Annotated in this window: 26 protein-coding genes; 14 read left to right on the top strand and 12 right to left on the bottom strand. The window is 60.6% G+C overall.

What is annotated here, in order from left to right:
* Positions 1–85: 85 nt before the first annotated feature.
* Positions 86–1,243, top strand: a complete 1,158-nt coding sequence (gene ampC, locus BT119_RS21755; RefSeq protein ID WP_072366909.1) for a class C beta-lactamase — start codon at positions 86–88, stop codon at positions 1,241–1,243.
* Here ampC and ada read toward each other — a convergent pair.
* Both ada and BT119_RS21745 read right to left on the bottom strand, forming a co-directional pair.
* Positions 1,232–2,338, bottom strand: a complete 1,107-nt coding sequence (gene ada / locus BT119_RS21750) for a bifunctional DNA-binding transcriptional regulator/O6-methylguanine-DNA methyltransferase Ada (RefSeq protein ID WP_072366908.1) — start codon at positions 2,336–2,338, stop codon at positions 1,232–1,234. The two genes, ampC and ada, sit on opposite strands and share 12 nt — an antisense overlap.
* 69 nt (positions 2,339–2,407) lie before the next feature.
* Positions 2,408–3,073 carry a DNA-3-methyladenine glycosylase family protein gene (locus tag BT119_RS21745; RefSeq protein WP_072366907.1) on the bottom strand — a complete coding sequence of 222 codons (666 nt, stop codon included), beginning with the start codon at positions 3,071–3,073 and terminating at the stop codon, positions 2,408–2,410.
* A gap of 261 nt (positions 3,074–3,334) precedes the next feature.
* Here BT119_RS21745 and efeU point away from each other — a divergent pair, with 261 nt between their 5' ends.
* Genes efeU through efeO (BT119_RS21725) form a run of 4 tightly spaced genes read left to right on the top strand, consistent with a single transcriptional unit; the run spans position 3,335 to position 7,610 of the window.
* A complete protein-coding gene (gene efeU, locus BT119_RS21740; protein ID WP_003370335.1) occupies positions 3,335–4,189 on the top strand; it encodes an iron uptake transporter permease EfeU in 855 nt (284 codons plus the stop codon).
* Between the two features lie 8 nt (positions 4,190–4,197).
* Positions 4,198–5,409: an iron uptake system protein EfeO gene (gene efeO, locus BT119_RS21735; RefSeq protein WP_072366906.1), complete on the top strand. Its 1,212-nt coding sequence runs from the start codon at positions 4,198–4,200 to the stop codon at positions 5,407–5,409.
* A gap of 24 nt (positions 5,410–5,433) precedes the next feature.
* Positions 5,434–6,756, top strand: coding sequence for an iron uptake transporter deferrochelatase/peroxidase subunit (gene efeB / locus BT119_RS21730; RefSeq protein ID WP_003370331.1), 1,323 nt, complete (start codon positions 5,434–5,436; stop codon positions 6,754–6,756).
* 29 nt (positions 6,757–6,785) lie between these two features.
* Positions 6,786–7,610: an iron uptake system protein EfeO gene (gene efeO / locus BT119_RS21725; protein ID WP_003370329.1), complete on the top strand. Its 825-nt coding sequence runs from the start codon at positions 6,786–6,788 to the stop codon at positions 7,608–7,610.
* Positions 7,611–8,286: 676 nt separating this feature from the next.
* On the opposite strand, the gene BT119_RS21710 is transcribed toward efeO (BT119_RS21725), so the two are convergent.
* The 3 genes from BT119_RS21710 to BT119_RS21700 form a co-directional block, all read right to left on the bottom strand.
* Positions 8,287–9,057, bottom strand: a complete 771-nt coding sequence (locus tag BT119_RS21710) for a molybdopterin-dependent oxidoreductase (protein ID WP_003370326.1) — start codon at positions 9,055–9,057, stop codon at positions 8,287–8,289.
* Entirely contained in the window at positions 9,054–9,674 is a 621-nt protein-coding gene (locus BT119_RS21705; RefSeq protein WP_003370324.1) for a cytochrome b/b6 domain-containing protein, read from the bottom strand. The genes BT119_RS21710 and BT119_RS21705 overlap by 4 nt, the downstream gene beginning before the upstream one ends.
* A 74-nt stretch (positions 9,675–9,748) precedes the next feature.
* On the bottom strand, positions 9,749–10,354 hold the full coding sequence (locus tag BT119_RS21700) for a hypothetical protein (protein ID WP_002554191.1): 606 nt from the start codon (positions 10,352–10,354) through the stop codon (positions 9,749–9,751).
* 170 nt (positions 10,355–10,524) lie between these two features.
* Between BT119_RS21700 and BT119_RS21695 the strand changes: the two genes are divergently transcribed.
* Positions 10,525–11,214, top strand: coding sequence for a heavy metal response regulator transcription factor (locus BT119_RS21695; protein WP_002554192.1), 690 nt, complete (start codon positions 10,525–10,527; stop codon positions 11,212–11,214).
* Entirely contained in the window at positions 11,193–12,581 is a 1,389-nt protein-coding gene (locus BT119_RS21690) for a heavy metal sensor histidine kinase (RefSeq protein WP_044308510.1), read from the top strand. Before BT119_RS21695 ends, BT119_RS21690 begins: the two co-directional genes overlap by 22 nt.
* 19 nt (positions 12,582–12,600) lie before the next feature.
* Here the strand turns inward: BT119_RS21690 and BT119_RS21685 are convergent, their stop codons facing one another.
* Entirely contained in the window at positions 12,601–13,269 is a 669-nt protein-coding gene (locus BT119_RS21685) for a polysaccharide lyase family 7 protein (protein WP_011268396.1), read from the bottom strand.
* Between the two features lie 535 nt (positions 13,270–13,804).
* Between BT119_RS21685 and BT119_RS21680 the strand changes: the two genes are divergently transcribed.
* From BT119_RS21680 to BT119_RS21660, 5 genes are read left to right on the top strand one after another with little or no spacing between them, the layout of a single operon-like run.
* On the top strand, positions 13,805–14,257 hold the full coding sequence (locus BT119_RS21680; protein WP_003305524.1) for a MarR family winged helix-turn-helix transcriptional regulator: 453 nt from the start codon (positions 13,805–13,807) through the stop codon (positions 14,255–14,257).
* Complete coding sequence (locus BT119_RS21675; RefSeq protein WP_072366904.1) at positions 14,254–16,341, top strand: FUSC family protein; 2,088 nt, start codon at positions 14,254–14,256, stop codon at positions 16,339–16,341. The genes BT119_RS21680 and BT119_RS21675 overlap by 4 nt, the downstream gene beginning before the upstream one ends.
* Complete coding sequence (locus tag BT119_RS21670; RefSeq protein WP_003315925.1) at positions 16,338–16,547, top strand: DUF1656 domain-containing protein; 210 nt, start codon at positions 16,338–16,340, stop codon at positions 16,545–16,547. The genes BT119_RS21675 and BT119_RS21670 overlap by 4 nt, the downstream gene beginning before the upstream one ends.
* A complete protein-coding gene (locus tag BT119_RS21665) occupies positions 16,544–17,428 on the top strand; it encodes an efflux RND transporter periplasmic adaptor subunit (RefSeq protein WP_003436207.1) in 885 nt (294 codons plus the stop codon). The genes BT119_RS21670 and BT119_RS21665 overlap by 4 nt, the downstream gene beginning before the upstream one ends.
* A complete protein-coding gene (locus tag BT119_RS21660; RefSeq protein ID WP_072366903.1) occupies positions 17,425–18,858 on the top strand; it encodes an efflux transporter outer membrane subunit in 1,434 nt (477 codons plus the stop codon). The genes BT119_RS21665 and BT119_RS21660 overlap by 4 nt, the downstream gene beginning before the upstream one ends.
* Before the next feature lie 20 nt (positions 18,859–18,878).
* Here the strand turns inward: BT119_RS21660 and BT119_RS21655 are convergent, their stop codons facing one another.
* Positions 18,879–19,421, bottom strand: coding sequence for a GNAT family N-acetyltransferase (locus tag BT119_RS21655; RefSeq protein WP_072366902.1), 543 nt, complete (start codon positions 19,419–19,421; stop codon positions 18,879–18,881).
* 234 nt (positions 19,422–19,655) lie between these two features.
* Between BT119_RS21655 and BT119_RS21650 the strand changes: the two genes are divergently transcribed.
* Both BT119_RS21650 and BT119_RS21645 read left to right on the top strand, forming a co-directional pair.
* A complete protein-coding gene (locus BT119_RS21650) occupies positions 19,656–20,489 on the top strand; it encodes an ion transporter (protein WP_003370300.1) in 834 nt (277 codons plus the stop codon).
* 103 nt (positions 20,490–20,592) lie between these two features.
* Positions 20,593–21,591 carry a sulfate ABC transporter substrate-binding protein gene (locus BT119_RS21645; RefSeq protein ID WP_058397967.1) on the top strand — a complete coding sequence of 333 codons (999 nt, stop codon included), beginning with the start codon at positions 20,593–20,595 and terminating at the stop codon, positions 21,589–21,591.
* Positions 21,592–21,650: 59 nt separating this feature from the next.
* Here BT119_RS21645 and BT119_RS21640 read toward each other — a convergent pair whose 3' ends face one another.
* Genes BT119_RS21640 through BT119_RS21620 form a run of 5 tightly spaced genes read right to left on the bottom strand, consistent with a single transcriptional unit; the run spans position 21,651 to position 26,233 of the window.
* Complete coding sequence (locus BT119_RS21640; protein WP_003370296.1) at positions 21,651–22,058, bottom strand: hypothetical protein; 408 nt, start codon at positions 22,056–22,058, stop codon at positions 21,651–21,653.
* Positions 22,059–22,069: 11 nt separating this feature from the next.
* Positions 22,070–23,263 carry a c-type cytochrome biogenesis protein CcmI gene (ccmI, locus tag BT119_RS21635; RefSeq protein WP_003370294.1) on the bottom strand — a complete coding sequence of 398 codons (1,194 nt, stop codon included), beginning with the start codon at positions 23,261–23,263 and terminating at the stop codon, positions 22,070–22,072.
* Complete coding sequence (locus BT119_RS21630) at positions 23,260–23,730, bottom strand: cytochrome c-type biogenesis protein (protein ID WP_003370291.1); 471 nt, start codon at positions 23,728–23,730, stop codon at positions 23,260–23,262. Before BT119_RS21630 ends, ccmI begins: the two co-directional genes overlap by 4 nt.
* The gene (locus tag BT119_RS21625) at positions 23,727–24,263 is read right to left on the bottom strand and encodes a DsbE family thiol:disulfide interchange protein (RefSeq protein WP_003436201.1); all 537 of its coding nucleotides are present in this window, start codon (positions 24,261–24,263) and stop codon (positions 23,727–23,729) included. Before BT119_RS21625 ends, BT119_RS21630 begins: the two co-directional genes overlap by 4 nt.
* Positions 24,260–26,233, bottom strand: coding sequence for a heme lyase CcmF/NrfE family subunit (locus BT119_RS21620; RefSeq protein ID WP_058416919.1), 1,974 nt, complete (start codon positions 26,231–26,233; stop codon positions 24,260–24,262). The genes BT119_RS21625 and BT119_RS21620 overlap by 4 nt, the downstream gene beginning before the upstream one ends.

Here is a 26,233-nt window from a genome sequence, read left to right as displayed (position 1 = left end):
CTTTGACGACCGACCACCACGGAGGGGCTCCCAGGAAGGCTCTCTGATGATCGGCCCATGCCCCAAAACAACAAGGAATAACCCAATGCAATGGAATGGAACGCTGCTCTGCACAGGACTTCTGCTGGCCAGTGCGGTGGCTGTTGCAGACGACGACACCGTGGCTGTCGACGCATTCGTGCGGGCAGAAGCCAGCAAAGTGATGCAGGAAAATCATATCGCGGGCCTGGCGATCGCCGTCACTCACCAGGGCAAACAGCAGTTCTACGCATACGGCGTCGCGTCAAAAGCCACTGGCCAGCCAGTCACCCGCGATACGCTGTTTGAACTTGGCTCGATCAGCAAGACCTTCACCGCCACCCTCGCTACCTGGGCACAGGCCAATGGGCAGCTGTCGCTGACGCAAAGCATCGACAGCTATATTCCGCAGTTGCAGGCTACGCGACTGGGCAAGGTGCCGGTTTTCCATCTGGGCACTCACACGGCTGGCGGCTTCCCGCTTCAGGTGCCGGATAAAGTGCACAACGCCCGTCAGTTAATGGAATATTTCAAGGCGTGGCAGCCCGAATATCTATCCGGCACCCATCGCACCTACGCCAACCCCAGTGTGGGCCTGCTCGGCATGGTTGCGGCGCGCAGCATGAAGCTGCCGTATGAAACAGCCCTGCAGCAGCGGCTGTTTCCAGCGCTGGGTCTGAGTAATACCTATATCAACGTGCCCGATGAAAAACAGGCGCTGTATGCGCAGGGCTACAACAAGCTCGACGAGCCGGTCAGGGTCAATCCAGGTCCGCTGGCGGCGCAAGCCTATGGCGTGAAATCGAGTGCCCGGGACGTACTCCGTTTTATCGAAGCGAACATCAGCCTCGGTCAAAACGACGCAGCACTGCAAAAAGCCCTGCGCGATACAAGGACCGGCTATTTCAAGGTCGGCGGCATGACTCAGGACCTGATCTGGGAACAGTATCCGCTGCCGGTGCGTCTGGAGACGCTGCTTGAGGGCAATGCCAGCGCCATGCTGAACACGGTCAAAGCCGAAATGATCGAGCCGCCGCAGGCAGCGCAATCTTCGGTCTGGGTCAACAAAACCGGATCAACCAACGGTTTCGGTGGCTATGTGGCGTTCATTCCGGAGCAGCAGCTGGGGATTGCCATCCTCGCCAACAAAAACTACCCGAACGAGGAGCGGGTGAAACTGGCCTATCGGATTCTGCAGAAAATGGGCTGCTGCTCAACTCCCTGAAAACAGCCCTGCCTGCTCGGCCGCTTCGAGTTCAAGCAGCTTGCGCTTGCGCTCGACGCCCCAGCGATAGCCCGACAACGATCCATCACTGCGCACCACCCGGTGACAGGGAATGGCCACCGCAAGCTTGTTCGCACCGCAGGCGTTGGCAACCGCACGGACTGCACTGGGCAGTCCTATCTGCGCCGCGATCTGCGTGTAGGTGGCCGTCGATCCAGCGGGAATGTCCCTGAGCGCCTGCCAGACCCGCTCCTGAAACACCGTGCCGCGGATATCCAGTGGCAGCGCCAGGCCGGTCGCGGGTGATTCGACAAAACCCACGACCTCGGCAACCAGTTGTTCGAACGCTGCGTCTGCACCGATCAGGTTGGCATTGGGAAACTGGTCCTGGAAAGCTTGGATCAGCGCATGCGGGTCATCACCGAGCGAAATCGCACAGATGCCCTTGCTGCTGGTGGCCACCAGAATCGAACCCAGCGAACTTTCACCCAGGGCGAACCTGATATCGACATTGGCGCCGCCCGCGCGGTATTCAGAAGGTTTCATGCCGAGCATGTTCTGCGAAGCCTCATAGAAACGACTGTTGGAGTTGTAGCCCGCCTCGTACAACGCACGGGTAATGCTTACGTCCTCTGAGAGCTGAGTTTTCACCCGCGAGCGTAACGAGGCGACGCTGTAGGCCCTGGGCGTCAGCCCGGTCAGCCTTTTGAAAATACGGTGAAAATGAAAACCGCTCATCCCGACCTGCTCGGCGAGCTCGGTCAGATTGGGCATCGATTCGGCGGCATCGATCAGTCTGCAGGCTTGGGCAACGACTTCTGCGTGCCTGAGTTGCAGCGCATTCGGGTCGCTGGCATTGCGCAGGGACGGGCGAAACCCGGCAGCCTCGGCGTCGCGCGCACTGTCAAAAAACACCACGTTCTCCGGACGCGGAAGGCGTGTCGGACTGCAAGGGTTGCAATAGATGCCGGTGGTCAGCACGCCATAAACGAAGTCAGCGCCAGCGTGTGAACGCCGATTGACCAGAATGTCCCAGCGCGGGTCGTCTTCAGTGCGCGGGGCGCGTGCCGGTTGGGTGCGTTCTGTGCTGTCCATGGTCGAGCCTGCCTTGAGTTTCGATAAGCCTGCGCCTGTCAGGGCCACCGGGCACTCCGACTCTTGCTTTCAAATTCGAGATGAGCCGTTTTCGCTGAAATCGGCCGGCACTCGCCACAGATACCAGGCAGCAATGGTTCGGTAAGGCGCGAAGCGCTCGGCAAGCCGGGCCATTTGCCGGTGCGACGGTTTGAGTTCCAGAGCATACAGTCGCCGGTAGCCTTCGCACACGCCGAAGTCGCTGGCGGGCATCACATCCAGCTGACCGAGCCCGTAAATGAGCATCATCTCCACGGTCCAGCGCCCCACACCAGGCAGTTGGATCAGGCGTTCGACCAGCGCTTCGTTGCCCATGGCCAGCGCCGCACTGACCTCAGGCACCAGACCGTCCACTCGCGCAGCGGCAATCGCCTTGATCGCCCGGCATTTGGACGCCGAGAACCCACAAGAGCGCAGTGCCTGATCATCCAGCTCGACCAGTGAATGCGCCCCCGGGAAGCTGTCATCCACAAAAAGCGCACGCAACCTCATGACCATCGCATCGCCTGCCCTGGCATGCAATTGCTGGTAGGCGACGGCCTTGACCAGCGCCTGAAACGGGTCCTGCGCTGCACTGACCGGGTGCAGACAGGGGCCGACCTGGTCAATCAGCGACTGCCATTGCGGGTCTATGGACCTGAGCGCAGCGACCGCCTCGGCATGCCTGCGGTCAGCGCTGTCTGATTCTGATGACATGATGATTTCCGGAATAAAGCGGTCAGAGGGGCAACCACGGTTTACAGGGGTGTTGAAAATGATCGCTGATTTCCGAAGACCGCGGAACGTCCAGAAAACCGTGATCGATTAGCTGAACCTGACCTGAACGACTTTTCAAAAACGCAATCCCGATAAAAAACAACTACACGCATTCAAGAATGAGTATCATTATGTTACGCAGTGTTTCCGGCCTACGACATGCCGAGACACCTTCACCCTACAGCTTTGACTCGGTGAGATATGCTCGTTCCCTTTTTGATCATGCTGCGCGAAGGCATCGAAGCCGCGCTTATCGTTGGCATTATCGCCAGTTACCTGAAGCAGACCGGCCGCGGCGAGTGGATGCCTGCGGTGTGGATCGGCGTATTTCTGGCCGCCGCGCTCTCGCTGTTCGTCGGTGGCGGGCTTGAGTTGATGAGCGCCGAGTTCCCACAGAAGCAGCAGGAACTGTTCGAAGGGATCGTCGGCCTGATCGCGGTCGGCATTCTCAGCTCCATGGTGTTCTGGATGAGAAAGGTCGCGCGGTCGATCAAGCATGCGCTGCACGAATCACTCGACGCGGCCCTCACCGGCTCGAAAAACCAGACCTACGCGCTGATCGCCATGGTGTTTTTTGCCGTGGCCCGCGAAGGGCTGGAAACCGTATTCTTTCTGCTCGCCGTGTTCCAGCAGAGCGAAGGCTCCGGCGCGCCATTGGGTGCGCTGCTCGGCCTGTTGCTGGCGGTCGGTTTCGGCGTAGCCATCTACAGCGGCAGCATGCGTCTGAACCTGAGCCTGTTTTTCCGCTGGACCGGTTTGTTCATTCTGGTGGTAGCGGCGGGCATTCTCGCCAACTCCGTTCAGGCACTGCATGAAGCCGGCGTCTGGAATCACCTGCAGGAGGTGGTCTTCGACATCAGTGCGCTGCTGCCGATGGACGGCCCTGCCGGTTCGGTACTGGCGGGCATGTTCGGTTATCAGGACGCGCCGACGGTCAGCACCCTGAGTGCCTACCTGATTTACCTGATCGGGGCACTGCTGCTGTTCTTCAAGCCGCACACACCGACGACTGGCAAGGTCATGCAGCCAAACACATCTTCTGTTACGAACGAATAAGGGCCTCCATGTCTAACCGTCCCTCAGGGCCTTCCGGGAAAGCCCGGCCGCCCCGTGTCCTGCGATTGGCAGTCGCCGGCTCAGTGATCCTGATGATCGCCGCCGGCGGGCTGTTCTACTACGCCTCGCAGGTCGCGGCCAAAAAGCGCGCGGCCAATGCCGGTACTGAAACCGTGGTCAATATCCACGCCCACAACTGCGAACCGAACGCCTTGACGGTCGCGGCGGGCAAGAACGCCTTCCGCATCGTCAACCGCTCGGAGCGCGCCGTCGAATGGGAAATCCTCGATGGCGTGCTGGTGATTGAAGAACGGGAAAACATCGCACCTGGGCTAAGCCAGGTGATCAATGCCAACCTGGCACCCGGCGATTACGCGATTACCTGCGGTCTGCTGAGCAATCCGCGCGGCACCTTGCATGTCACGCCGACCGCAGAGTCCGACGCCAAGGCCAAGGCGCGTCCGTCCATGACCGCCTTCATCGGGCCGCTCTCCGAATACCGCGTGTACCTGAGCCTGCAGAGTTCGGCGCTAATCAAGGCAGTCAACGCCCTGCAACAGGCCATCGATGCCGGCGACCTGAGCGCTGCCCAGGCGGCCTACCTGCCCGCCCGCGCCGCCTACCAGCGCATTGCACCGGCGGCGCAGCGCCTGGCCGAACTGGACAACGCAATCAACGCCCGCGCCGACTATTACGAGAAACGTGAACAGGACCCCGGCTTCGGCGGCTTTCACCGCATCGAATACGGCCTGTACGAGCAACACAGCGTCGAGGGCTTGGCGCCGATCGCGCAGCGTCTGCAAACCGATGTCACCCAGCTCAAGCAACAGTTGATGGCGCAATCGCTGGCGCCCGAACAGCTGGCGGCTATTGCCACTCGCACACTGCGTAGCCTGGCTGAGGCACGCAGCAACGGCGAAGAGGAACGTTACAGCCACAGCGACCTGAACGGTTTTGCCGCCAACCTGGACGGCACCCGCAAGATCGTCGACCTGCTGCGTCCGTTGCTGAGCCGCAGTGCAGGCGATCTGTTGCAGAAGATCGACGCCGCCATGGCGGATCTGGACACCACGCTCGATGCATTGAGCAGCGCTGATGGTGGTGTGCGCCCCTACGACCAGGTGGATGAGGCGCAGCGCAAGCAGATCGCCGCCAAGGCTGGCGCTCTGGCTGACGCACTCAATGGCATCGACCCGGCACTCGGCCTCTCCGGCCTCTGATTTACTGGAGCACAGCACATCACGATGAAAAATCCGGACAGCAATCCAGAAACAACCAACGCTCCGGCCTCCCTGCAACGCCGCCGCGTGCTGATGGGGCTCGGCGCTGCAGGGGCCGCGCTGGCTGGCAGCAGCCTGAGTGGCAACGTACTTGCCGCAGCACCTGCACAAGTCGCCGAAGCGCCGAACAGTGAAAAAACGCAGGATCACAACGAGTTTCACGGCCAGCATCAGAGCGGCATCGTCAACCCGCGCCCGGCCGCGGGCATGCTTGTGGCATTCGATGTTCTGGCCGCCGACCGTGAGGACCTGGAACGCCTGTTTCGCACGCTGAACGAGCGCATCGCGTTCCTGATGACCGGTGGCCCGGTGCCGGAGATCGATCCGAAACTGCCACCGCTGGACTCGGGCATTCTCGGTCCGGTGGTGACCCCGGACAACCTGACCATCACCGTGTCGGTGGGCGAATCGCTGTTCGATGAGCGTTTTGGTCTGGCCCCGGTCAAGCCGAAACGCTTGAGCCGCATGACCGGTTTCCCCAACGATGCGCTGGATCCGGCCAGTTGCCACGGCGACCTGAGCATCCAGTTCTGCGCCAACACTGCCGACAGCAACATCCATGCGCTGCGCGACATCGTCAAGAACCTGCCCGACCTGCTGCTGGTGCGCTGGAAACAGGAAGGCACCGTGCCGCCCCAGGCACCGAAGAAACCCGGTCAGCCGCCGGAAAGCGCGCGCAACTTCCTGGGTTTCCGGGACGGTTCGGCGAACCCGGATTCCAACAACCAGAAGACCATGAACGAGCTGGTCTGGGTGCAGCCGGGCAGCGATGAACCGGCCTGGGCCGCCAATGGCAGCTATCAGGCGGTGCGCATCATCCGCAACTTCGTCGAGCGCTGGGACCGCACGCCGCTGCAGGAGCAGGAATCGATTTTCGGCCGCAGCAAAAGCACCGGCGCGCCCATGGACGGCAAGGTCGAGAGCGATGTGCCCAACTATGCGGCCGACCCGGAAGGCAAGAAAACCCGGCTGGATTCGCACATCCGCCTGGCCAACCCGCGTACTGCCGAAAGCCAGCGCAACCTGATCCTGCGCCGCCCGTTCAATTACTCCAATGGGGTTAACAAGAACGGTCAGTTGGACATGGGCCTGCTGTTCATCTGCTACCAGGCCGATCTGGAAAAAGGCTTCATTACGGTACAGAGCCGGCTTAACGGCGAGCCGCTGGAGGAATACCTCAAACCAATCGGAGGCGGCTATTTCTTCACCCTGCCGGGGGTAACCGGCGACCAGGATTTCATCGGTCGCTCGCTGCTGGCGGCCGTAGCGCCCACTAAAAACGCATGACCTATCCACTCCCGACCCGGAAGACACTCATGAAAAAGACGCCCCTGGCTTTGCTCCTGACCCTTGGCCTGCTCCAGACCCCGCTGGCGGCCTTTGCCGCCACCGCGCCGCTGGATCTGGTAGGCCCGGTGTCGGACTACAAGATCTACGTGACCGAGAACATTGAAGAGCTGGTCAGCCACACCCAGAAATTCACCGATGCCGTGAAGAAAGGCGACATCGCAACGGCCAAGAAGCTCTACGCTCCGACCCGCGTGTACTACGAGTCGGTAGAACCGATTGCCGAACTGTTCAGTGACCTGGACGCATCCATCGACTCACGCGTCGACGACCATGAACAAGGCGTGACGGCGGAAGACTTCACCGGCTTCCATCGTCTGGAATATGCGCTGTTCTCGCAGAACACCACAAAAGATCAGGGCCCTATCGCCGACAAGCTGTTGAGCGACGTCAAGGACCTGGAAAAGCGCGTGGCCGACCTGACCTTCCCGCCGGAAAAAGTCGTCGGCGGCGCCGCAGCCCTGCTGGAAGAAGTGGCAGCGACCAAGATCTCCGGCGAAGAAGACCGTTACAGCCACACCGACCTGTATGACTTCCAGGGCAACATCGACGGCGCGAAAAAAATCGTCGACCTGTTCCGCCCGCAGATCGAACAACAGGACAAGGCCTTCTCCAGCAAAGTCGACAAGAACTTCGCCACCGTGGACAAAATCCTCGCCAAGTACAAAACCAAGGACGGTGGCTTTGAAACCTACGACAAAGTCAAAGAGAACGACCGCAAAGCCCTGGTCGGCCCGGTCAACACCCTGGCAGAAGACCTCTCGACCCTGCGCGGCAAACTGGGCCTGAACTGACCTGAAACGCCGCGCCTGAAAGCGCTTTTTAACGCGATGGCACTGACGACGCAGAGTGCGACGTCAGTGCCAGGGCGAAGGAACCCGACGAAGTCGGGCCGGAAACCGGAGCTGGGACTTTGCTTACTTTGGTCCCTCAAAGTAAGGCGCCGAGGGGCGAAAAGGTGACCTGAGCCGAACCTCAATCCACCTGACAAAGAAAAAACCGCCATGTGACGCAGAGCGTCACGAACGGCATTCCCACGCGGAGCGTGAGGAACGATAGTCAAAAACGTATTAACTACCACCGAAATGCTTTTCAACCACGATGGCACAGACAACGCAAATTGCGACGTCAGTGACGGCTGAGTCCTGGCGCTGATCCGGGGGTAGCCTGGCAGGACGCCAGGCTAGCCGCACCGGGCCATGGATGGCCCGTTGCGGCGACCCCCGGATCAGTGACAGGGCGAAGGAACCCGACGAAGTCGGGCCGGAAACCGGAGCGAAAGGCTTTGGTTACTTTGGCCTCATCAAAGTAACTCGCCGAGGGGCGAAAAGGTGACTTGAGTCGAGCCTACATCCACCTGACACCACAGAACCGCTGTGTGACGCAGAGCGTCACGAACGGCATTCCCACGCTGGAGCGTGAGGAACGATAATCTCACTACCGCCATCGTGCGACGCTCTGCGTCCGCTCCTAGATCCCGCTGAACCAGTTGTACCCCTGATCCTCCCAATACCCCCCAGGATTCTCGTTGCTGACGAAAATCTCGACGATGTGCTTGGGATTCTTGAAACCCAGCTTGGTCGGCACCCGCACCCGCAACGGGTAACCGTAATCAGGTGGCAGCGCCACTTCACCGAAGTCCAGCGCCAGCAACGTCTGCGGATGCAGCGCAGTGGGCATATCCAGGCTCGAGTAATAGCGGTCAGCGCACTTGAAACCGACAAAGCGCGCCGTCGTATCAGCGCCGATGTACTCCAGGAAGGTCTTCAACGGCACACCGCCCCACTGCCCTATCGCGCTCCAGCCCTCGATACAGATCAACCGCGTGATGTCCGTGCGTTGCGGCAGTTTGCGCAGCGCCCCCAGCGTCCATGGCTGCTTGTCCCGCACCAGCCCCGACACCGCCAGCTGGTAATCGGAAAGATCCAGCTCCGGCACGTTGTACTCAGGGTAGAAGGCATTGAACGGGAACGGGTTGGTCAACTGCGCCTTGCTGTAGGTCGGCGCCAGCTTCTGGCCATTGAACAGCCAGGCCTGAACCCGGTCATTCCAGCGCGACATGGCCCACAGCACCTTGTCGACCTGATCGCCATCCTGCAGGTTGCAGCCCGTGAGCATCGACATCGCGCCCACGGTCAGCCCCGCGCGCAGAAACGAGCGGCGCTGAATATCGATCAGTTGACGCTCCTGCGCGGGCTCCAGGCGGATACGCTGAGTGATGCGTTTACGTGGTTCGTTCATGATTGCGCAGTTCCGTCTTCGTTCGGCTGGCGGCCGCCGGTAATCATCGGCAGCAAAGTACTGGGCACCAGCACGACCAGCAGCAGATGGACGATGACAAATGCGCCGATGGCGGTCATCGCCCCGAAATGTACCCAACGGGCGAAATCGAATCCGCCCAGCAGACTGACCAGCCCCTGAAACTGCACCGGTTTCCAGATGGCCAGGCCGGACAGCACCACCAACACACCCATGGCCAGCACCAGCCAGTACATCAGCCGTTGCACCGCGTTGTAACGGCCTTTGACGTGGACCAGTCGAAAACGCAACGCGTCACTCATGTCACGCGTCACTTCGGACGGCCGGACCGGCAGCAGGTCGCGTTTGAAATGGCGGCTGAACACGCCATACAGCACATAAATCAGACCGTTGATGACCAACAGCCACATCACCGCGAAGTGCCAGGCAATGGAACCGCCCAGCCAGCCGCCGAGTGTCAGGAATTTGGGAAAGGTGAACGGCATCAGTGGCGATGCGTTGTAGATCGCCCAACCGCTCATGAACATACAGACCATGCCCACGGCATTGACCCAGTGCGTCAGGCGCACCGGCCACGGATGAATGGGGCGGGTTTTCATGTCGAGATCCCTCTGATCAGGCATGGAAAAGGCTGTCAGGGGCAGCCTTGCGCCCCTGACAGCCCTGGCGGTGATTACATCGGCGGGGTAAACCCGTCCTTGCCGACTGCCACACCACGAGCAGACTTGCCGTCGTCAGCCGGGAACACCACGACCTTGGCGCCCTTGGTCAACTGATCAACCTTGCCTGGCTCGACGTAGGCGATAGGCACATCCTGCGGCACCACCAGCTTCTTCTCGCCACCCTCGTATTTGACGGTCAGCGTGCGGCCATCGGTGCCAGCCAACGTGCCAACGGTGCCATTGGTCATGGTGCCGGTGCTGCCATCAGCGTTTTCCCAGCCATAGTGACCTTCGCCGCTGCCTTTGAGGCTGGCTTCAAAAACGGTCACCTCCAGCGCTTTCAGTGTACCGTCCGCCTGCGGGATGGCAGCCGAACCGACAAAACTGTCGCCTTTGATTTGCTTGAAGTCAGCTTCGGACACAAGACGAATACCGGTCTTGTCAGTCAGCTTGATACTTTCGTGCTGACCCGAGCGGGTGGTGAAATCGAGGGTGTCGGCGCTTACGCTGTCGACGGTCCCGCGCATCGGTTTAACCACCTTCATGTCAGCAGCCTGAGTCATGACAGCAGCGCTGAGCAACAGCAGGCCGAACGTAGTAGAGAGTGCAGTCTTCATCGGTACTTCCTTGGCAGTTGATATCTGAAACCCATCCTTGCACCGTTACCGGCACCGCAGAATGACCGGGCAATGACATTTTTGTCATTCGCCGGACACCTCGTCGGCAACTGGTTAGACTCCGGCATCGGCGCACCATGGGTGCAGGCAAAAGCGTAGCGGACAAAACGATGCATATCCTGCTGATTGAAGACGACACCAAAACCGGCGAGTACCTGAAGAAGGGTCTGGGTGAGTCCGGCTACAAGGTGGACTGGACCCAGCACGGGGCCGACGGCCTGCACCTGGCGCTGGAAAACCGCTACGACCTGATCGTGCTGGACGTGATGCTGCCAGGCATCGACGGCTGGCAAATCATCGAAGTACTGCGCGCCCGGCAGGACGTGCCGGTGCTGTTTCTCACCGCGCGCGACCAGTTGCAGGACCGGATTCGCGGCCTGGAACTGGGCGCCGACGATTATCTGGTCAAGCCATTTTCCTTCACTGAACTGCTGCTGCGCATCCGCACCATCCTGCGCCGGGGCGTGGTGCGCGAGGCGGACCATTTTCATCTGGCCGATCTGGAACTGGACCTGTTGCGCCGCCGGGTGACGCGTCAGCAACAGGTTATCGTGCTGACCAACAAGGAGTTCGCCCTGCTGCACCTGTTATTGCGCCGCGAAGGCGACGTACTGTCCAGGGCACAGATTGCCTCGGAAGTCTGGGACATGAATTTCGACAGCGACACCAATGTCGTCGACGTCGCCATCAAGCGTCTGCGCAGCAAGGTCGACCTGCCCTACCCGGTCAAGCTCATCCACACCGTGCGCGGCATTGGTTATGTGTGCGAGGTACGGCCATGCGACGCCAGCCTTCCCTGACCCTGCGCTCGACCCTGGCATTTGCCCTGGTGGCGATGCTCACCGTCAGCGGTGCCGGCCTGTATCTGTATCAGTCAATCGAAGCAACAGTGATGCAACGCAGTGACCATGCCGTGCTCGCGCGACTGGACCACTTTCGCAAGCTGCTGCGCTATGACCTGACCATGGACAACCTCAAGGGCAGCCCGCAGCTGTTCGAGAACATGCTCGACAGCGAAGAAGACATCTTCATCATCGGCGAGCCGGGCAAGTCACCGGTTATCTCCGTCAACCCGCAGCACGCGCCCTTGCCGGAACTGCCGACCGTGGCGCAGGACCAACCGCTGCGTGTCGATGACCTGCGCAGCGGCATGAGCCTGCAAGGCGTGCCGTTGCGCGCTGCTGCCGTACAGGTGATGTCCAACGGTGTCGAAGTACGTTTGCAGGCAGCGCATTTGATGGTCAAGGAAATGGCCATGCTCGCCAGCTTCCGTCAGCGCATCTATATAGCCGTGGCCCTGGCGTTTCTGATCACCGCAGCCCTGGGTTATGTACTGCTGCGTCGCGGCTTGCGTCCACTGCGAAGAATGGCTGCCCATGCCGCCGCAATCACCCCCGCCAGCCTGCACAAACGCCTCGACAGCCGTGATACGCCCGTCGAGCTGCAACAATTGAGCGACGCCTTCAACGCCATGCTTGACCGTCTGGACGATGGCTACCGACGCCTGATGCAGTTCTCTGCCGATCTGGCCCACGAAATCCGCACACCGGTCGGCTCGCTGATGGGCCATTGTCAGGTTGCCTTGCGCCAGAACCGCAGCGCCGATGAATATCAGGCGCTGCTGGCCTCCAATCTGGAAGAGCTGGAGCGCATCTCTCGGCTGGTGGAAAGCATCCTGTTTCTGGCACGGGCGGACGAAGCCCAGGCCGCTCTGGAGCGTCAATCGCTGGATCTGCATGATGAACTGCAACGGGTTGCCGGCTATTTCGAAGGGCTGGCCGAAGAACGCAACCTGACCCTGAGCCCCCATGGACAAGGTACGTTGCAGGCCGATCCGATTTTGCTACGGCGTGCATTGAGCAATCTGGTCGCCAATGCGATCCGCTACGCCGATGAAGACAGCGAGATTCTGATGCAGGTGACGGCTGTGGACAGGCACTGGAAGATCGATGTGGAGAACCGTGGACCGGTGCTGCCGGAAGCCACGCTCGCACGCTTGTTTGATCGTTTCTATCGCGGTGATGCCTCACGCCATGAGCGTTCGGATTCCAACGGCCTGGGGCTGGCGATCGTCACGGCAATCATGCAACTGCACGGCGGTCGGGTCGAAGTCGCTCAACCCGCCGTCGGCAGAATCTGCTTCAGTCTGATATTCCCGGCGGCCTGAAGCCTGCGGCGCGAAAGGATCAATTCTTTTTCTCGTGGGCAATGGCCAGCTTGTAGAACGTGGCCGAGCCGCCTTCCGTGGTGTAGCCGGTGTTGTCCTGGGTGTAGACCCCTGCCTTGAAATAGAACAGTTTGCTGGCCCAGGCTGAATCCAGCTTGGCGTACCAGACTGCGTCGAAGGCATTCACCGTCAGATCGCCAGACGGCGATAGGTTGATGGTGTAGTTGAACTGCTTATTGAGCGGCACACCCTGGGCGATGTTGATGACCTCGATTTCCGAGTCCGGCGTACGACGAAACTTGGCGACGATATTGCCGGTCTGCAGCTTCTCCTTGTACTGATACTCCACCTTCAGCAGCGGTTCGGTGCTCTGGTAGCAGTGAATCTGACCGATCACGATCTTGCCGCTGGAAGGCACCTGATCGACTTCCAGGGTCGCGCGCAGAAAGTTGTCGGCACTGGAGTAGGCCCAGTTGAAGACTCTTCCGTCCGACGTCGTCTCGCGCAATTCGGAACGCGGGTACTTGGCGTTTTCGGTGGTTGAACCCGTCACCGGTGCCCAGAAGAACAGCGTATCCCCGGACTGGAAATAGCCATCCCGATAGCCCTTTACCAATTTGGGGGTTTCGATGATGGTCGCAGGGCTTCCGACAGGGACGGAGAGATTCCAGGTAGCAAGGTCGATCATGGCGTAGCTCGCAAGGTGCGCATCGCGCACCAACTGAATGGCTCTGGAACGGGTGTGCTGGCCCGTTTGGTCATCCAGACTATCGGCTGAATCGTTTATTTTTTAAACAGCATCGACAATGCTTTGGCGTCAACAAAACGTCTAAATATAGCCGATGCCATCATTGCGATATCAATTGTTGCGATGAAGCTATGTGCCACCACCAAGCTGCAAGCGTTGATTAACGTGAAGAAGTGTTTTGCGAAGCGCGTCATTTTTTTGAATGTATCGAGGCCGATACAGCGCAAAAAGCCGCAAATTACCGACAGACGGTAGCAATTATCTTCATGGAAAATGAACTTATGGCACTTGAAACTGACAAAGGCGCCCCTTCATCAACGCTACGCCGCCTCGAAATACGCTTTCGCCGGGTTAAAAAAGCGCCTCCGCCGGGCGGCTTCGGGTTGACTGTAAGCAGTTGTTACGGGATATTAGTTAGCAAGCTATTTATCTCCCTGCTAACAATATCGCTCCTAACTAAATTCCTGGTGTTTCCATGTCTGTCGAATCCCTGCATCGGACAATCAGCAGTGGCCTGGTGGCCGCGTCTCGCCAATGGCGACGCATCTGCCAGAACACGCTGGTGACCTATGGCATTTCCGAAGCCTGCGCAGGTCCGTTGCTGGCCATTGCGCGTCTGGGCGATGGCGCACATCAGGTGAAAGTCGCCCAGGCGGCTGGCATGGAGAGCCCGACGCTGGTGCGTCTGCTCGACCAGTTGTGCAAGGCCGATATCGTTTGCCGCACTGAAGACCCGAATGACCGCCGCGCCAAGGCCTTGAGCCTGACTCGCAAAGGTCGCGCACTGGCCTGCTCCATCGAAGCCGAGCTGACCCGCTTGCGCGCCGAAGTGCTGCAAGGTCTGCAGCCTGCCGATCTGGAGGCCACCTTGCGTGTGTTACAGGCCTTTGCTGATGCGGCGCAGCGCGAACACGGGGGCCAGGCTTGAACGGATTTTTCTCCAGCGTTCCGCCGGCACGTGACTGGTTCTACGGTGTGCGCACCTTCGGCGCGTCGATGCTGGCGCTGTACATCGCATTGTTGATGGAAATGCCCCGCCCCTACTGGGCGATGGCCACGGTGTACATCGTCTCCAGCCCCTTCGTCGGCCCGACCAGCTCCAAGGCGCTGTACAGAGCGGCCGGGACGTTGGCCGGTGCAGCGGCGTCGGTGCTGCTGGTGCCTATGTTCGTACAAACGCCCTTGTTGCTGGCCATCGTGGTCGGGCTGTGGACCGGGACCCTGTTGTTTCTGTCCCTGCACTTGCGCACCGCCAACAGCTACGCCCTGATGTTGGCCGGCTACACCATGCCGCTGATTTCGCTGCCGGTGGTCGACAACCCGCAGGCTGTGTTCGACATCGCGGTGTCGCGTACCGAAGAGATTTTTCTCGGCATCATCTGCGCCGCCGTCGTAGGTGCGATGTTCTGGCCCAGGCGCCTGGCACCTGTGTTTCAGGCCACCACGGAGAAATGGTTCAGTGATGCCGCGACCTACAGTCAGCGCTTTATCAGCCGTACCTGTCAGCCCGAAGAAATCGGCACGCTGCGCAATTCGATGGTCGGCAGCTTCAACTCGCTGGAAATGATGATCGGCCAGTTGAGCCACGAAGGCGCCCGTAAGCAAACCGTGCGCAACGCCAATGAACTGCGCGGCCGGATGATCCACCTCTTGCCGGTCATCGATGCGCTGGATGACGCGCTGTGGGCGCTGGAGCGGCGCACGCCCGAGCTGCTGGCCAGCATCAAGCCCTTGTTGCAAAAGGCTTGTGACTGGCTCGAAAGCACTGCCGACGCGCCGCAGTTGGAAGGATGGCAACAGTTGCACCACGACTTGCAGAGCCTGCAACCAGATTCCGCGCAACTGGACGATCGCGATCAACTGCTGCTATCCAATACGCTGTTCAGGCTGGGTGAGTGGATCGACCTGTGGCTGGATTGCCGAACCCTGCAATACGCGATCAAGACCGACGATCAGTCACAGTGGCGCGCGGTCTATCGCCACTGGCGCCTGGGCCGGTTGACCCCGTTTCTCGACCGCGGCCTGATGCTCTATTCGGTGACTTCGACAGTACTGGCGATCATTGCTGCGTCGGTGTTATGGATTCTGCTCGGCTGGAAAGACGGCGCAAGTGCCGTGGCACTGGCAGCGGTGTCGTGCAGCTTCTTCGCTGCCATGGACGACCCTGCTCCGCAAATCTACCGGTTCTTCTTCTGGACCCTGCTCTCGGTAGTGTTCGCCAGCCTGTACCTGTTCGTGGTGCTGCCCAACCTGCATGACTTCCCGATGCTGGTGCTGGCCTTTTCCGTGCCGTTCATTTGCGTCGGTACCCTGACCGTGCAACCGCGCTTCTTTCTCGGCACGCTGCTGACCATCGTCAACACCTCGTCGTTCATCAGCATCCAGAGCGCTTATGACGCGGACTTCATGAACTTCCTCAACTCCAACCTGGCGGGTCCTGCCGGGCTGTTGTTCGCCTTCATCTGGACCCTGGTGTTCCGCCCGTTCGGCGTCGAACTGGCCGTCAAGCGTCTGACCCGTTTCAGCTGGCGTGACATCGCCAGCCTCAGTGAAAACGCTTCTCTGTCCGAACACCGGCGCATGGGCGTGCAAATGCTCGACCGCCTGATGCAGCAATTGCCGCGCCTGACGCTCACCGCTCAGGACACCGGGATTGCCCTGCGTGAGCTGCGTGTCGCGCTGAACATGCTCGACCTGCTGGCCTACACCCGCCGCGCCACGCCCGCGGCTCAGGTATTGCTGCGTCAGGTGATCGACGAAGTCAGCGGCTATTTCAAACAGTGCCGCAAGGCCGGTGAACGACTGCCCGCGCCCAGAGGCCTGCTGATGGCCATGGACCGCGCACGCCGTTCACTGACCGATCAGGAGATGGGCGACAACCCGGCCCGACTGCACCTGCTGCATGCTCTCAGCGGCCTGCGCCTGGCGCTGCTGCCGGGGGTCGAAATCGTCACCGTGGGCGGGGAACTGACCGAGCAACTGCCGCATAACATCGATGGAGCGCCCCTGTGATCGGTGATCTGGATATCAGCGGGATCTTCATCCCCACGTTTCTGGCGATGATGGGCATCGCCTATCTGCTGTTTCTTGTCGTGCATGCGGTGCTGTCGCGTGCCCACTTCTACCGTCTGGTCTGGCACCGGGCTTTGTTCAACGTAGGTCTATACGCTTTGTTGCTCGGCGCCGTGGATACTCTAAGTCGATACCTGATGACATGAAAAAACCGATACTGACACTGGGCCGCGTGGTCCTGACCCTGCTGGTTGTCACCCTGGCCGCCGTGGTCGTATGGCGCATGGTGATGTATTACATGTATGCACCGTGGACGCGAGACGGGCATATCCGCGCCGACATCGTGCAACTCGCACCGGACGTCTCCGGGCTGATCCAGAAGGTCGAAGTCACTGACAACCAGCCCGTGCACAAGGGCCAGGTCCTATTCACCATCGATCAGGACCGCTTCCGTCTGGCACTGCGCCAGGCGCAGGCGACGGTCGCCGAACGTCAGGAAACCTGGGAGCAGGCACGCCGTGAGAACAAACGTAACCGTGGCCTGGGCAATCTGGTCGCCCGCGAACAACTGGAAGAAAGCCAGTCACGCGAAGCCCGAGCCCTTTCCGCACTGGGCGAATCAAAGGTTGCAGTGGACGCCGCGCAGTTGAACCTGGATCGCTCGGTGATACGCAGCCCGGTGGACGGCTACCTCAACGACCGCGCGCCCCGCGAACATGAGTTCGTCACTGCCGGGCGTCCAGTGCTTTCGGTGGTTGATTCGACGTCGTTCCACATCGACGGCTATTTCGAGGAAACCAAGCTCGATGGCATCCATGTCGGCCAGGGCGTCGACATCCGCGTCATCGGCGACAACGCGCGGCTGACCGGCCATGTGGTGAGCATCGTTGCCGGTATCGAAGACCGCGACCGCAGCAGTGGCTCGAACCTGCTGCCCAACGTCAACCCGGCTTTCAGCTGGGTGCGTCTGGCGCAGCGGATTCCAGTGCGGATCGCCTTCGATGACGTGCCCGCCGACTTCCGCATGATTGCCGGACGTACCGCGACGGTGTCGATCATCGACGACACGCAGGAGCGCAGCCGATGAAACGTGCTTTACGCGTGGCCGCGCTCGGCTTTACCGCCGTGCTGTCGGCCTGCCAGATGGTCGGCCCGGATTACCGGTTGCCCAAGGAGGGCGCGATCAACCGTCCGGACCTGCAGGGTGAACTGGCGGGCCGCTCGGTCAACACGGTTTCCGCCCCGGTGCCGGCGCACTGGTGGCGTCTGTATCAGGATGCGCGGCTGGATGAGCTGGTGCGCCAGGCCATCGCTTCCAATACCGACCTGCGCATCGCCGCCGCCAACCTGCAGCGTGCTCGCTATCAGACCTCGGAAGCCGAGGCGGCTGGCGGCTTTACCAACGGCGCGAAGATCGGCGCTCAGCGCGTGCAGGAGTCCGGCGAGGCGTTTCTGCTGACCGACAAGGTGCCGGTGGCCAATGTCGGCGACGTGGGTCTGACCACTTCGTACCAGTTCGATCTGTTCGGCACCTTGCAGCGTGGCATCGAGGCGGCGCAGGCCAATGTCGATGCCAATCAGGCGGCGGTGGATACGGCACGTATCACAGTGGTCGCCGATGTGGTGCGCGCCTACACGCAGATTTGTGCCGCCAACGAAGAGCTCGATATCGCCCGCGAATCGCTGGACCTGCAACAACAGAGCGTGACCCTCAACCAGCGCCTGCGCGATGCCGGGCGTGGCGATGAAACCCAGGTCACTCGTTCGCAGACGCAGTTCAAGTCATTGCGCGCCGAAATGCCCCGTTACGAAGCGCGCCGTCAGGCCGCGATGTTTCGCCTGTCGATGTTGCTGGCCAAACCTGTCGAGCAACTGCCCGCCGGGGTAAGCGCCTGCAACCAGTTGCCGCAGATTGCGCAGGTCATTCCTGTGGGCGACGGCGCAGCACTGCTCAAACGCCGCCCGGATGTGCGTCAGGCTGAACGCCATCTGGCGATGTCGACTGCCGAGATCGGCGTTGCCACCGGCGAGTTGTATCCGGACATCAGCATCGGCGCGAGCATTGGCACCACCGGCCTGATCGAGAACCTCGGCAAACCGGCGGCCAATCGCTGGGGCTTCGGCCCGCTGCTGAACTGGACCATCCCTTCAAATGGCTCGCGCGCCCGCATCCATCAAGCCGAAGCCTCGGCGCAGGCGGCCCTTGCGCGCTTTGATGGTGTGGTGCTCAACGCCATCCGTGAAACCCAGACTGGCCTGGCGCAATACACCGCCCTGCTCGACCGCCGCGACGCTCTCAGAGAAGCCGAGCAATCTGCCAAAGAAGCGGCTGACCAGACGCACCGCTTCTATCAGGCCGGGCGCGCCTCGTTCCTCGCCGACCTGCAAGCCACGCGCACTTACACCGACGTACGCGCGCAGATGGCAGAGGCCAACACGCAGGTGGCGATGGGGCAGATCAATCTGTTTCTGGCTCTCGGCGGCGGCTGGGAGAAGGATGACGTGGCGCAGCAGTAGGATGCGCGTTCGCCACGCCATCAGGCGTGGTTCGGATTGATCAGTGCTCTGAGGACATGATTTTCCCAGACACCGGCAATTTTCAGGTAGGCGCGCGCGTGCCCTTCCTTTTCGAAGCCGAGTGATTGCAGAAGTCGCTCGCTGCGTACATTGGCTGGCATGTGGCTGGCCATAATTCGATGCAGCCCCATCTGTTCGAAACAGTAGCGATTGGTGACTTCCAGCGATCTTTTCATCAAGCCACGCCCCTGAGCGGTTTCTGCCAGTGAGAAGCCGAGGTTGCAGGCCTGGAAAGCGCCTCTCACGATGTTGGTGTAGCTGCAGCGTCCCAGCAATTCGCCGCCCGGAGCTGTTATGAGGAAAAAGACCGCGCTGCCGGTCTGCATGCTTTCCCATTGCTGCTGGACCCTTGATCGGGTGTTTTCGAGGATGAAATAGTCATCGTCCCTTAGCGGTTCCCAGGGCTGCAGATGCTGGCGATGGGTGTTTTCATAACGGCTGATCAGCTCGGCATCATCAAATGCCAATATCCTGAGAGAAAAGCCTTCGCCTGCATACTGCATGTTTACTCCCCGTGTCAGTCACTACCCGGATTATCGTTCACACGCTCCAGCGTGGGAATGTAGTTCGTGATGCACTGCGTCACACGGCGGTTCTGCGATATCAGGTGGATTGGGGGTCGGCTCAGGTCACCTTTACGCGGCTGTAACGACCTCTTCGCGAGCAAGCTCGCTTGTGTGCTTGCACTTGCCGATCCATGCTCCTAGGCTCACCCGATCTTTGATTCGGGAAGCACCATGGACAGCTCTCTCAGCCGCCGCGAGCGGTTGCATATTGTTATTTTCGAGGCCAATACGCCTGCCGGGCGGATGTTTGACAAGGCGGTGCTGGTCGCGATTCTGCTCAGTCTGCTGGTCACTATCATCGACAGCATCGAGAGTATTCATCGTGATTACGCGATGCTTTTCGCATGGATCGAATGGGGCTTTACGCTGATGTTCGCCATCGAATACATCCTGCGCCTCTATTGCTCGCCACGGCCGCTGAAGTACGCATTCAGTTTCTACGGGCTGGTGGACCTGCTGGCCATCGTGCCCGGCGTGCTGTCGATCTATTACAGCGATGCGCAATACCTGCTGATCGTGCGGATCATCCGTATGCTGCGGATCTTCAGGGTGCTCAAGCTCGGCACCTACCTGCGCCAGGCCAACTATTTGCTGGCGGCGCTGCGTGGCAGCAAGCAGAAGATCATCGTGTTTCTGGTCACCGTGTCTACACTGGTCACGGTGTTCGGCACGCTGATGTACGTGATCGAAGGCCCAGAGCATGGCTTCACCAGTATTCCCAAGGGCATTTACTGGGCTATCGTGACCCTGACGACGGTGGGCTTTGGCGATATCGTGCCCAAGACCCCGCTCGGCCAGATGCTCTCTTCGCTGGTGATGATTACCGGCTACTCAATCATCGCCGTGCCTACCGGGATATTCACCGCCGAGCTGGCCAATGCCATGCGCGGCGAGCAACTGAAACACGACTGCCCCGTGTGCTCGAAAAACCTTCACGAGCATGGCGCGGCGTTCTGCTCAAGATGTGGCAATCAATTGTTCAAAAAAACCGAGCACAAGGCATAAGCAAAGATCTTTTCGGTCTTTAAACCGCAGGCGCGATGCTGATAGTGTCGCGGCATTACGCCATCAGGCTTGTCACACGACTCTTCATCTCAAGGACCCTGCAGTGAATAAACTCTTCGCCGCCTCGCTACTGGCCGCCGGCCTGGCTTTTGCCAGCGCTGCCCAGGCAGCTCCAACGCTGCTCAACGTCTCTTATGACGTGATGCGTGATTTCTACAAGGACTACAACAGCGCCTTCCAGAAACACTGGAAAGCCGAGAAGAATGAAGAGGTGACCGTGCAGATGTCCTTCGGCGGGTCGAGCAAGCAGGCGCGCTCGGTCATCGACGGGCTGCCGGCTGACGTGATCACCATGAACATGGCCACCGACATCAACGCCTTGGCCGACAACGGCGAGCTGGTGCCGAAAGACTGGGTCAGCCGCCTGCCGAACCACAGCGCGCCCTTCACGTCGGCCACGGTGTTCATTGTGCGCAAGGGCAATCCGAAGGCCCTCAAAGACTGGCCGGACCTGATCAAGGATGGCGTGGAAGTCATCGTGCCCAACCCGAAAACCTCGGGCAACGGTCGCTACACCTACCTCTCGGCATGGGGTTACACCCTGAAAAAAGGTGGCGATGAAGCGGCGGCGAAGAAATTCGTCGGTGATCTGTTCAGCCATGTGCCGGTGCTTGATACCGGCGGCCGTGGCGCGACCACGACATTCATGACCAACCAGATCGGCGACGTGCTGGTCACCTTCGAGAATGAAGCGGAAATGATTGCCCGCGAATTCGGTCGCGATCAGTTCGAAGTGGTTTATCCCTCCGTGTCGGCAGAAGCCGAGCCACCGGTGAGTGTGGTCGACAAGGTCGTGGACAAGAAAGGCTCCCGCCTCCTGGCTGAGGAATACCTCAACTACCTGTGGTCCCCGGAAGGCCAGGAAATCGCTGCCAAAAACTACCTGCGCCCACGTGATCCGGCGGTGCTGGCCAAGTACACCGATCGCTTCCCGAAAGTGGACTTCCTCTCGGTGGAGAAAACCTTCGGTGACTGGCGCACGGTGCAGAAGACCCATTTCATCGATGGTGGGGTGTTCGACCAGATCTATCCGGGTAAATAAGCCGCTCAGGCAATGCAAAACGGCGACCTTCGAGGTCGCCGTTTTTGTTGAAGCCTGAATCATTTACTGAACTGTTTGCCCAGCCCTGCCGGTACACCACTGACATCGGTCGCCTGCCACGGACCGTTGGGGCTGGTTGCCCAGCTCCAGCCGTCATTCCACTGGTAATAGGTGCGCTGGCGATAGAAAGTGTTGGGCTGATCGTCCATCACGTACACGCCCAGGCGCGGGTCCCAATGGCTGCCGCCACCCGGTGGCGGCGCGAAGCTGGCCGAGGTCTTCGGCGCTGCGGCAGGTGCCTTGGCAGGCTCCGAAGGTGCGGTACTCGGACGCGGCGCGCCGGGCTGTTGGCCACCCGGCAGGTTAAGAATCGGATCCTGGCTGTGAGGCGGTGCCGGATGCTGGACAGCACAGGCACTCAGGCCAACGACCAGACCCAACAAGGTGATGCGTGCGGTACGGTACATAAGCGATTTCTCTAGTTATCCGGACTGTCGATGGTCAATGCCTGCTGCGCCGCAGTATCACTGGCCAGAGGCTGACTGCGGCCGACCCACTCACCGGTGGTTGGCTGCCCCGCGCGAGACACTCGCGCAACCAGTTGGACTTGCGCGAAGTTCGACAGGTTCAGTTGCGGCATCATCGCATCGGCATCGCTCAGTTCCACGTCGGCAGGCAAGTCCGCCACGGTAATGCGTTTGACCGCCAGAGGTGCCGCCGGGCCATTGATGGCGCGGGCGAAGATGAACACGCTGTCACTCGGCCTTACTTTGCCTTGAAGCCCGGGAGCCAGCTCGACATGAATTTTTATCGACTTCGCCTTCACTGCCGGCGCCGCGTCTGCAGCGCGTTTGGCAAGGTTATCTCTGGCGCGGGCAATGCCGCCTTCCAGTGCCGAACGCGATGCGTCATCTGCGGGCAGTGCGGCAAGTAACCGGGTCCAATAATCCACGGCCGCCTGATAGCGCTGTGTTTCGAACGCGGCAATCCCGAGCAGGCCAAGGCTGGTGACTTCCCTGGGGTCAGCCTGCAGCGCTTCGTCGGTCAGCGCCTGCACCTGTGGCGTGAAGTGCTTGTCGCGGGCGAAATACAGCGCCTGAGCCCATTGCCCGAGCAACTCGGGCTGCCTTCCGGCCAGCGCCACCGAACGCTCGAACATCTGCGCGGCATCACCGGGGCGGTTCTGCGCCATATAGCTGCGCGCCAGAAAATAGAGGTTTTCGGCGGAATCCGGCTGAGCCTGCACGCTGCGCTCAAGGCGCTGGGTCATGTCTGCCAGCGAGGTCGGTGGTCGAGCGAATTCGCGACTCAATTCAACCCGGTCACTGGCACCCAGTTGAAGATAGCCCGCCAGTCCCAACACCGGGACCAGCACCGCAGCCAGCACCAGCAAGGGCTTGCCCAGACGCGATGTCCGGGCAGGCTCTGCGCCTTCGGTGTCGGCGAGCAGCTCGCGCGCTGCTTCGGCACGTGCAGCCTGCAATTGCGTCGTCAACAACACGCCCTGCTCGTGCTGAACCTGTAACTCGCTCAGTCGCTCCTGATACAACGCCACGTTCAGAGCCGTGCGGTCTTCTTCCCGTTGCGCGCGATGGCCGCGCAGCAGCGGAATCAGCAAAAAGCTCAGCGCGACCAGCAGCAACAGCCCGGTTGCCATCCAGAAATCGATCATGGGCGGTGCTCATCCAGCAAGGTGGCAAGACGCTGCCGCTCATCTTCGGAGAGTCCGTCGGCCTGTGCGGATTGTGCCTTGCGGCGGCGGCCAACGATAAGCCCGATCACCACAAGCCCGCCGACCAGCAGGCAGGCCGGCCCGAACCACAGCAGCCAGGTACGTGCAGTCAGGCTCGGTTTGTAGCGAACGAAATCGCCATAGCGATCGACCATGAAATCGATGATCTGCTGATTGCTCTGCCCTTCGCCCAGCATGCGGTAGATTTCCTTGCGCAAATCGGCGGCAATCGGCGCATTGGAGTCGGCGATGTCCTGGTTCTGGCATTTCGGGCAGCGCAGTTCTCTGGTCAGTTCGCTGTAGCGCGCGCGCTCGGCGTCGTCGCGAAAGGCATAAGCGTCGATGGCCGCGTGAGCAATACCGGAACACAGCACGCCGAGCAGGACGATCAACAGACAGCGCTTCATGGCCGTGCCTCATCAACCAGTTGCTGATAACGCGCGGCAAGCTTTTCGCGCCACACCGCATCGTCGATGACCCCGACGTGTTTGTAACGGATGACGCCTTGAGCATCGATCAGGAAGGTTTCCGGCGCGCCGTACACCCCCAGGTCGAGCCCCAGAGAGCCCTCCTGGTCACGAATATTCAACCGATACGGATCATGGAATTCCTTGAGCCATTTCAGCGCGTCCGCGTTGACGTCCTTGTAATTCACGCCGTAGATCAGCACGCCCTGCTGCGCCAGCCGGGTCAGGACAGGATGCTCCACCCGGCAGGCCACGCACCAGGTGCCCCAGACGTTGACCAGCGCAGGTTTGCCGAGCAGATCGGCACGGCTCAACATCCGCTCGTCCTGCACCGCCGGCAGCGAGAACGCCGGAAAAGGCTTGCCGATCAGTGCCGAGGGCAGCTCGGCGGGGTCCAGATACAAACCGCGATACAACAACGCCGCCACGCCCAGAAACAGCACCAGTGGCAGTACCATGACCCAGCGTTTCATTGTGCAGCTCCCGACAGACCCAACGCCTCGCGCACCTTGTTCTTGACCCGGGTGCGATAACGCCGATCGAGCGCCGCCAGCACCCCGCCCAGACCGGTCAGCAGGCCGCCAAGCCAGATCCAGCGCACAAACGGTTTGACATGAACCCGAACAGCCCACGCACCATCGCCCAGCGGTTCACCCAGGGCGACATACAGGTCGCGACTGAAACCGGCATCAATGCCCGCCTCGGTCATCATCGATTGCTGCACGGTGTAGAGGCGTTTCTCCGGGTGCAGTTCGGTCAGTTGAACGCCGTTGCGTAACACGCGAACGGTGCCCCGATCCGAGGTGAAGTTCGGCCCTTCATAATGCCGGGCGCCCTCGAAGACAAAGGTATACCCACCCAGTTCGGTGGATTCGCCGGGGGCCATGCGCAAATCGCGCTCGGCGCTGTTCTGGCTCGACAGCACCACGCCCAGCGCGCACACGACAATGCCAAGGTGCGCCAGCTGCATGCCCCAGTAGCTGCGGGTCAGACTGCGTGCGCCACTGAGCAGCCCCTTGTGGCGGGTCTTGTCGAACAGGTCGCGAACCCCGGCCAGCAGCACCCAGGCGGCAAGCATCAGAGCGGCCAGCACCGCCCACTGGAAATCGTCCAGCAGCAGACCGGCCAGCACTGCCAGAACGACGCTGCCGAGCAGTACCGGGGCCAGCATGCCGAGCAGCCATTTCAGTGGTGTGTCCTTCCAGCGCACCAGTACACCGACCGCCATGACCACCAGCAACAGGCCCATCAACGGCACGAACAGCGTGTTGAAGTAAGGCGGGCCGACCGACATCTTGGCGCCGCTCATGGCATCGATCACCAGCGGATAAAGGGTGCCCAGCAGAATCATGGACGCGGCAACCACCAGCAACAGATTATTGCCCAGCAGCAGGGTTTCCCGCGACCACAGACCGAACCCGACGTGGCTTTTGACCACCGGTGCGCGAATCGCAAACAGGGTCAGCGAACCGCCGACCACGAACAGCAAAAACATCAGGATGAACACGCCGCGCGCCGGGTCCGAGGCAAAGGCGTGAACTGAGGTCAGCACTCCGGAACGGACCAGGAAAGTGCCCAGCAGGCTCAGAGAAAACGCAGCAATGGCCAGCAATACCGTCCAGCTCTTGAACACGCCACGTTTTTCCGTGACCGCCAGCGAGTGAATCAGCGCAGTGCCCACCAGCCAGGGCATGAACGAGGCGTTTTCCACAGGGTCCCAGAACCACCAGCCGCCCCAGCCCAGTTCGTAATACGCCCACCACGAGCCAAGGCTGATGCCGATGCCGAGAAAGGCCCAGGCCACCAGCGTCCACGGCCTGGACCAACGCGCCCAGGCGGCGTCGAGTCGGCCGCCGAGCAAGGCCGCGATGGCGAACGCAAAGGCCACGGAGAAGCCGACATAGCCCATGTACAGCATCGGCGGATGCACGATAAGGCCAATGTCCTGCAACAGCGGGTTCAGATCACGTCCGTTGGCAGGCATCTGCGGCAACAGACGCGCGAACGGGTTGGAGGTGAGGATCAGAAACGACAGAAAACCCAGGCTGATCATGCCCATCACGGCGAGGACCCGCGCCAGCATCACCTGCGGCAGTTGCCGGGAAAACACCGACACGGCGAAGGTCCAGCCACCAAGAATCAACGCCCAGAGCAGCAGCGAACCTTCATGCGCACCCCACACGGCGCTGAATTTGTAGTACCAGGGCAGCGCGGTGTTGGAGTTCTGTGCAACGTAGGCGACTGAGAAGTCGTCGACCATGAACGCGTAGGTCAGACAACCGAAGGCGAAGATCAGAAAGCTGAACTGGCCCCAGGCTGCCGGACGGGCAAGGCTCATCCACAAGCGATCACCGCGCCATGCGCCGATCAGCGGAATGATGGCCTGCACCAGCGCAAAGCAGAATGCCAGAATCATGGCCAGCTGGCCGAGTTCGGGAATCAT

This window comes from Pseudomonas sp. NFACC10-1, assembly GCF_900119195.1.
GTDB lineage: Bacteria > Pseudomonadota > Gammaproteobacteria > Pseudomonadales > Pseudomonadaceae > Aquipseudomonas > Aquipseudomonas cerasi.
The sequence above is the reverse complement of the archived record's forward strand: the minus strand, read 5'-3'. Positions and strand labels throughout refer to the sequence as shown.

What these genes read in the sequence shown, in the direction of transcription:
- ampC (WP_072366909.1), top strand. Translation starts at nt 86, where the DNA reads ATGCAATGGAATGGAACGCTGCTCTGCACAGGACTTCTGCTGGCCAGT.
- ada (WP_072366908.1), bottom strand. Translation starts at nt 2,338, where the DNA reads ATGGACAGCACAGAACGCACCCAACCGGCACGCGCCCCGCGCACTGAA.
- BT119_RS21745 (WP_072366907.1), bottom strand. Translation starts at nt 3,073, where the DNA reads ATGTCATCAGAATCAGACAGCGCTGACCGCAGGCATGCCGAGGCGGTC.
- efeU (WP_003370335.1), top strand. Translation starts at nt 3,335, where the DNA reads ATGCTCGTTCCCTTTTTGATCATGCTGCGCGAAGGCATCGAAGCCGCG.
- efeO (WP_072366906.1), top strand. Translation starts at nt 4,198, where the DNA reads ATGTCTAACCGTCCCTCAGGGCCTTCCGGGAAAGCCCGGCCGCCCCGT.
- efeB (WP_003370331.1), top strand. Translation starts at nt 5,434, where the DNA reads ATGAAAAATCCGGACAGCAATCCAGAAACAACCAACGCTCCGGCCTCC.
- efeO (WP_003370329.1), top strand. Translation starts at nt 6,786, where the DNA reads ATGAAAAAGACGCCCCTGGCTTTGCTCCTGACCCTTGGCCTGCTCCAG.
- BT119_RS21710 (WP_003370326.1), bottom strand. Translation starts at nt 9,057, where the DNA reads ATGAACGAACCACGTAAACGCATCACTCAGCGTATCCGCCTGGAGCCC.
- BT119_RS21705 (WP_003370324.1), bottom strand. Translation starts at nt 9,674, where the DNA reads ATGAAAACCCGCCCCATTCATCCGTGGCCGGTGCGCCTGACGCACTGG.
- BT119_RS21700 (WP_002554191.1), bottom strand. Translation starts at nt 10,354, where the DNA reads ATGAAGACTGCACTCTCTACTACGTTCGGCCTGCTGTTGCTCAGCGCT.
- BT119_RS21695 (WP_002554192.1), top strand. Translation starts at nt 10,525, where the DNA reads ATGCATATCCTGCTGATTGAAGACGACACCAAAACCGGCGAGTACCTG.
- BT119_RS21690 (WP_044308510.1), top strand. Translation starts at nt 11,193, where the DNA reads ATGCGACGCCAGCCTTCCCTGACCCTGCGCTCGACCCTGGCATTTGCC.
- BT119_RS21685 (WP_011268396.1), bottom strand. Translation starts at nt 13,269, where the DNA reads ATGATCGACCTTGCTACCTGGAATCTCTCCGTCCCTGTCGGAAGCCCT.
- BT119_RS21680 (WP_003305524.1), top strand. Translation starts at nt 13,805, where the DNA reads ATGTCTGTCGAATCCCTGCATCGGACAATCAGCAGTGGCCTGGTGGCC.
- BT119_RS21665 (WP_003436207.1), top strand. Translation starts at nt 16,544, where the DNA reads ATGAAAAAACCGATACTGACACTGGGCCGCGTGGTCCTGACCCTGCTG.
- BT119_RS21660 (WP_072366903.1), top strand. Translation starts at nt 17,425, where the DNA reads ATGAAACGTGCTTTACGCGTGGCCGCGCTCGGCTTTACCGCCGTGCTG.
- BT119_RS21655 (WP_072366902.1), bottom strand. Translation starts at nt 19,421, where the DNA reads ATGCAGTATGCAGGCGAAGGCTTTTCTCTCAGGATATTGGCATTTGAT.
- BT119_RS21650 (WP_003370300.1), top strand. Translation starts at nt 19,656, where the DNA reads ATGGACAGCTCTCTCAGCCGCCGCGAGCGGTTGCATATTGTTATTTTC.
- BT119_RS21640 (WP_003370296.1), bottom strand. Translation starts at nt 22,058, where the DNA reads ATGTACCGTACCGCACGCATCACCTTGTTGGGTCTGGTCGTTGGCCTG.
- ccmI (WP_003370294.1), bottom strand. Translation starts at nt 23,263, where the DNA reads ATGATCGATTTCTGGATGGCAACCGGGCTGTTGCTGCTGGTCGCGCTG.
- BT119_RS21630 (WP_003370291.1), bottom strand. Translation starts at nt 23,730, where the DNA reads ATGAAGCGCTGTCTGTTGATCGTCCTGCTCGGCGTGCTGTGTTCCGGT.
- BT119_RS21625 (WP_003436201.1), bottom strand. Translation starts at nt 24,263, where the DNA reads ATGAAACGCTGGGTCATGGTACTGCCACTGGTGCTGTTTCTGGGCGTG.
- BT119_RS21620 (WP_058416919.1), bottom strand. Translation starts at nt 26,233, where the DNA reads ATGATTCCCGAACTCGGCCAGCTGGCCATGATTCTGGCATTCTGCTTT.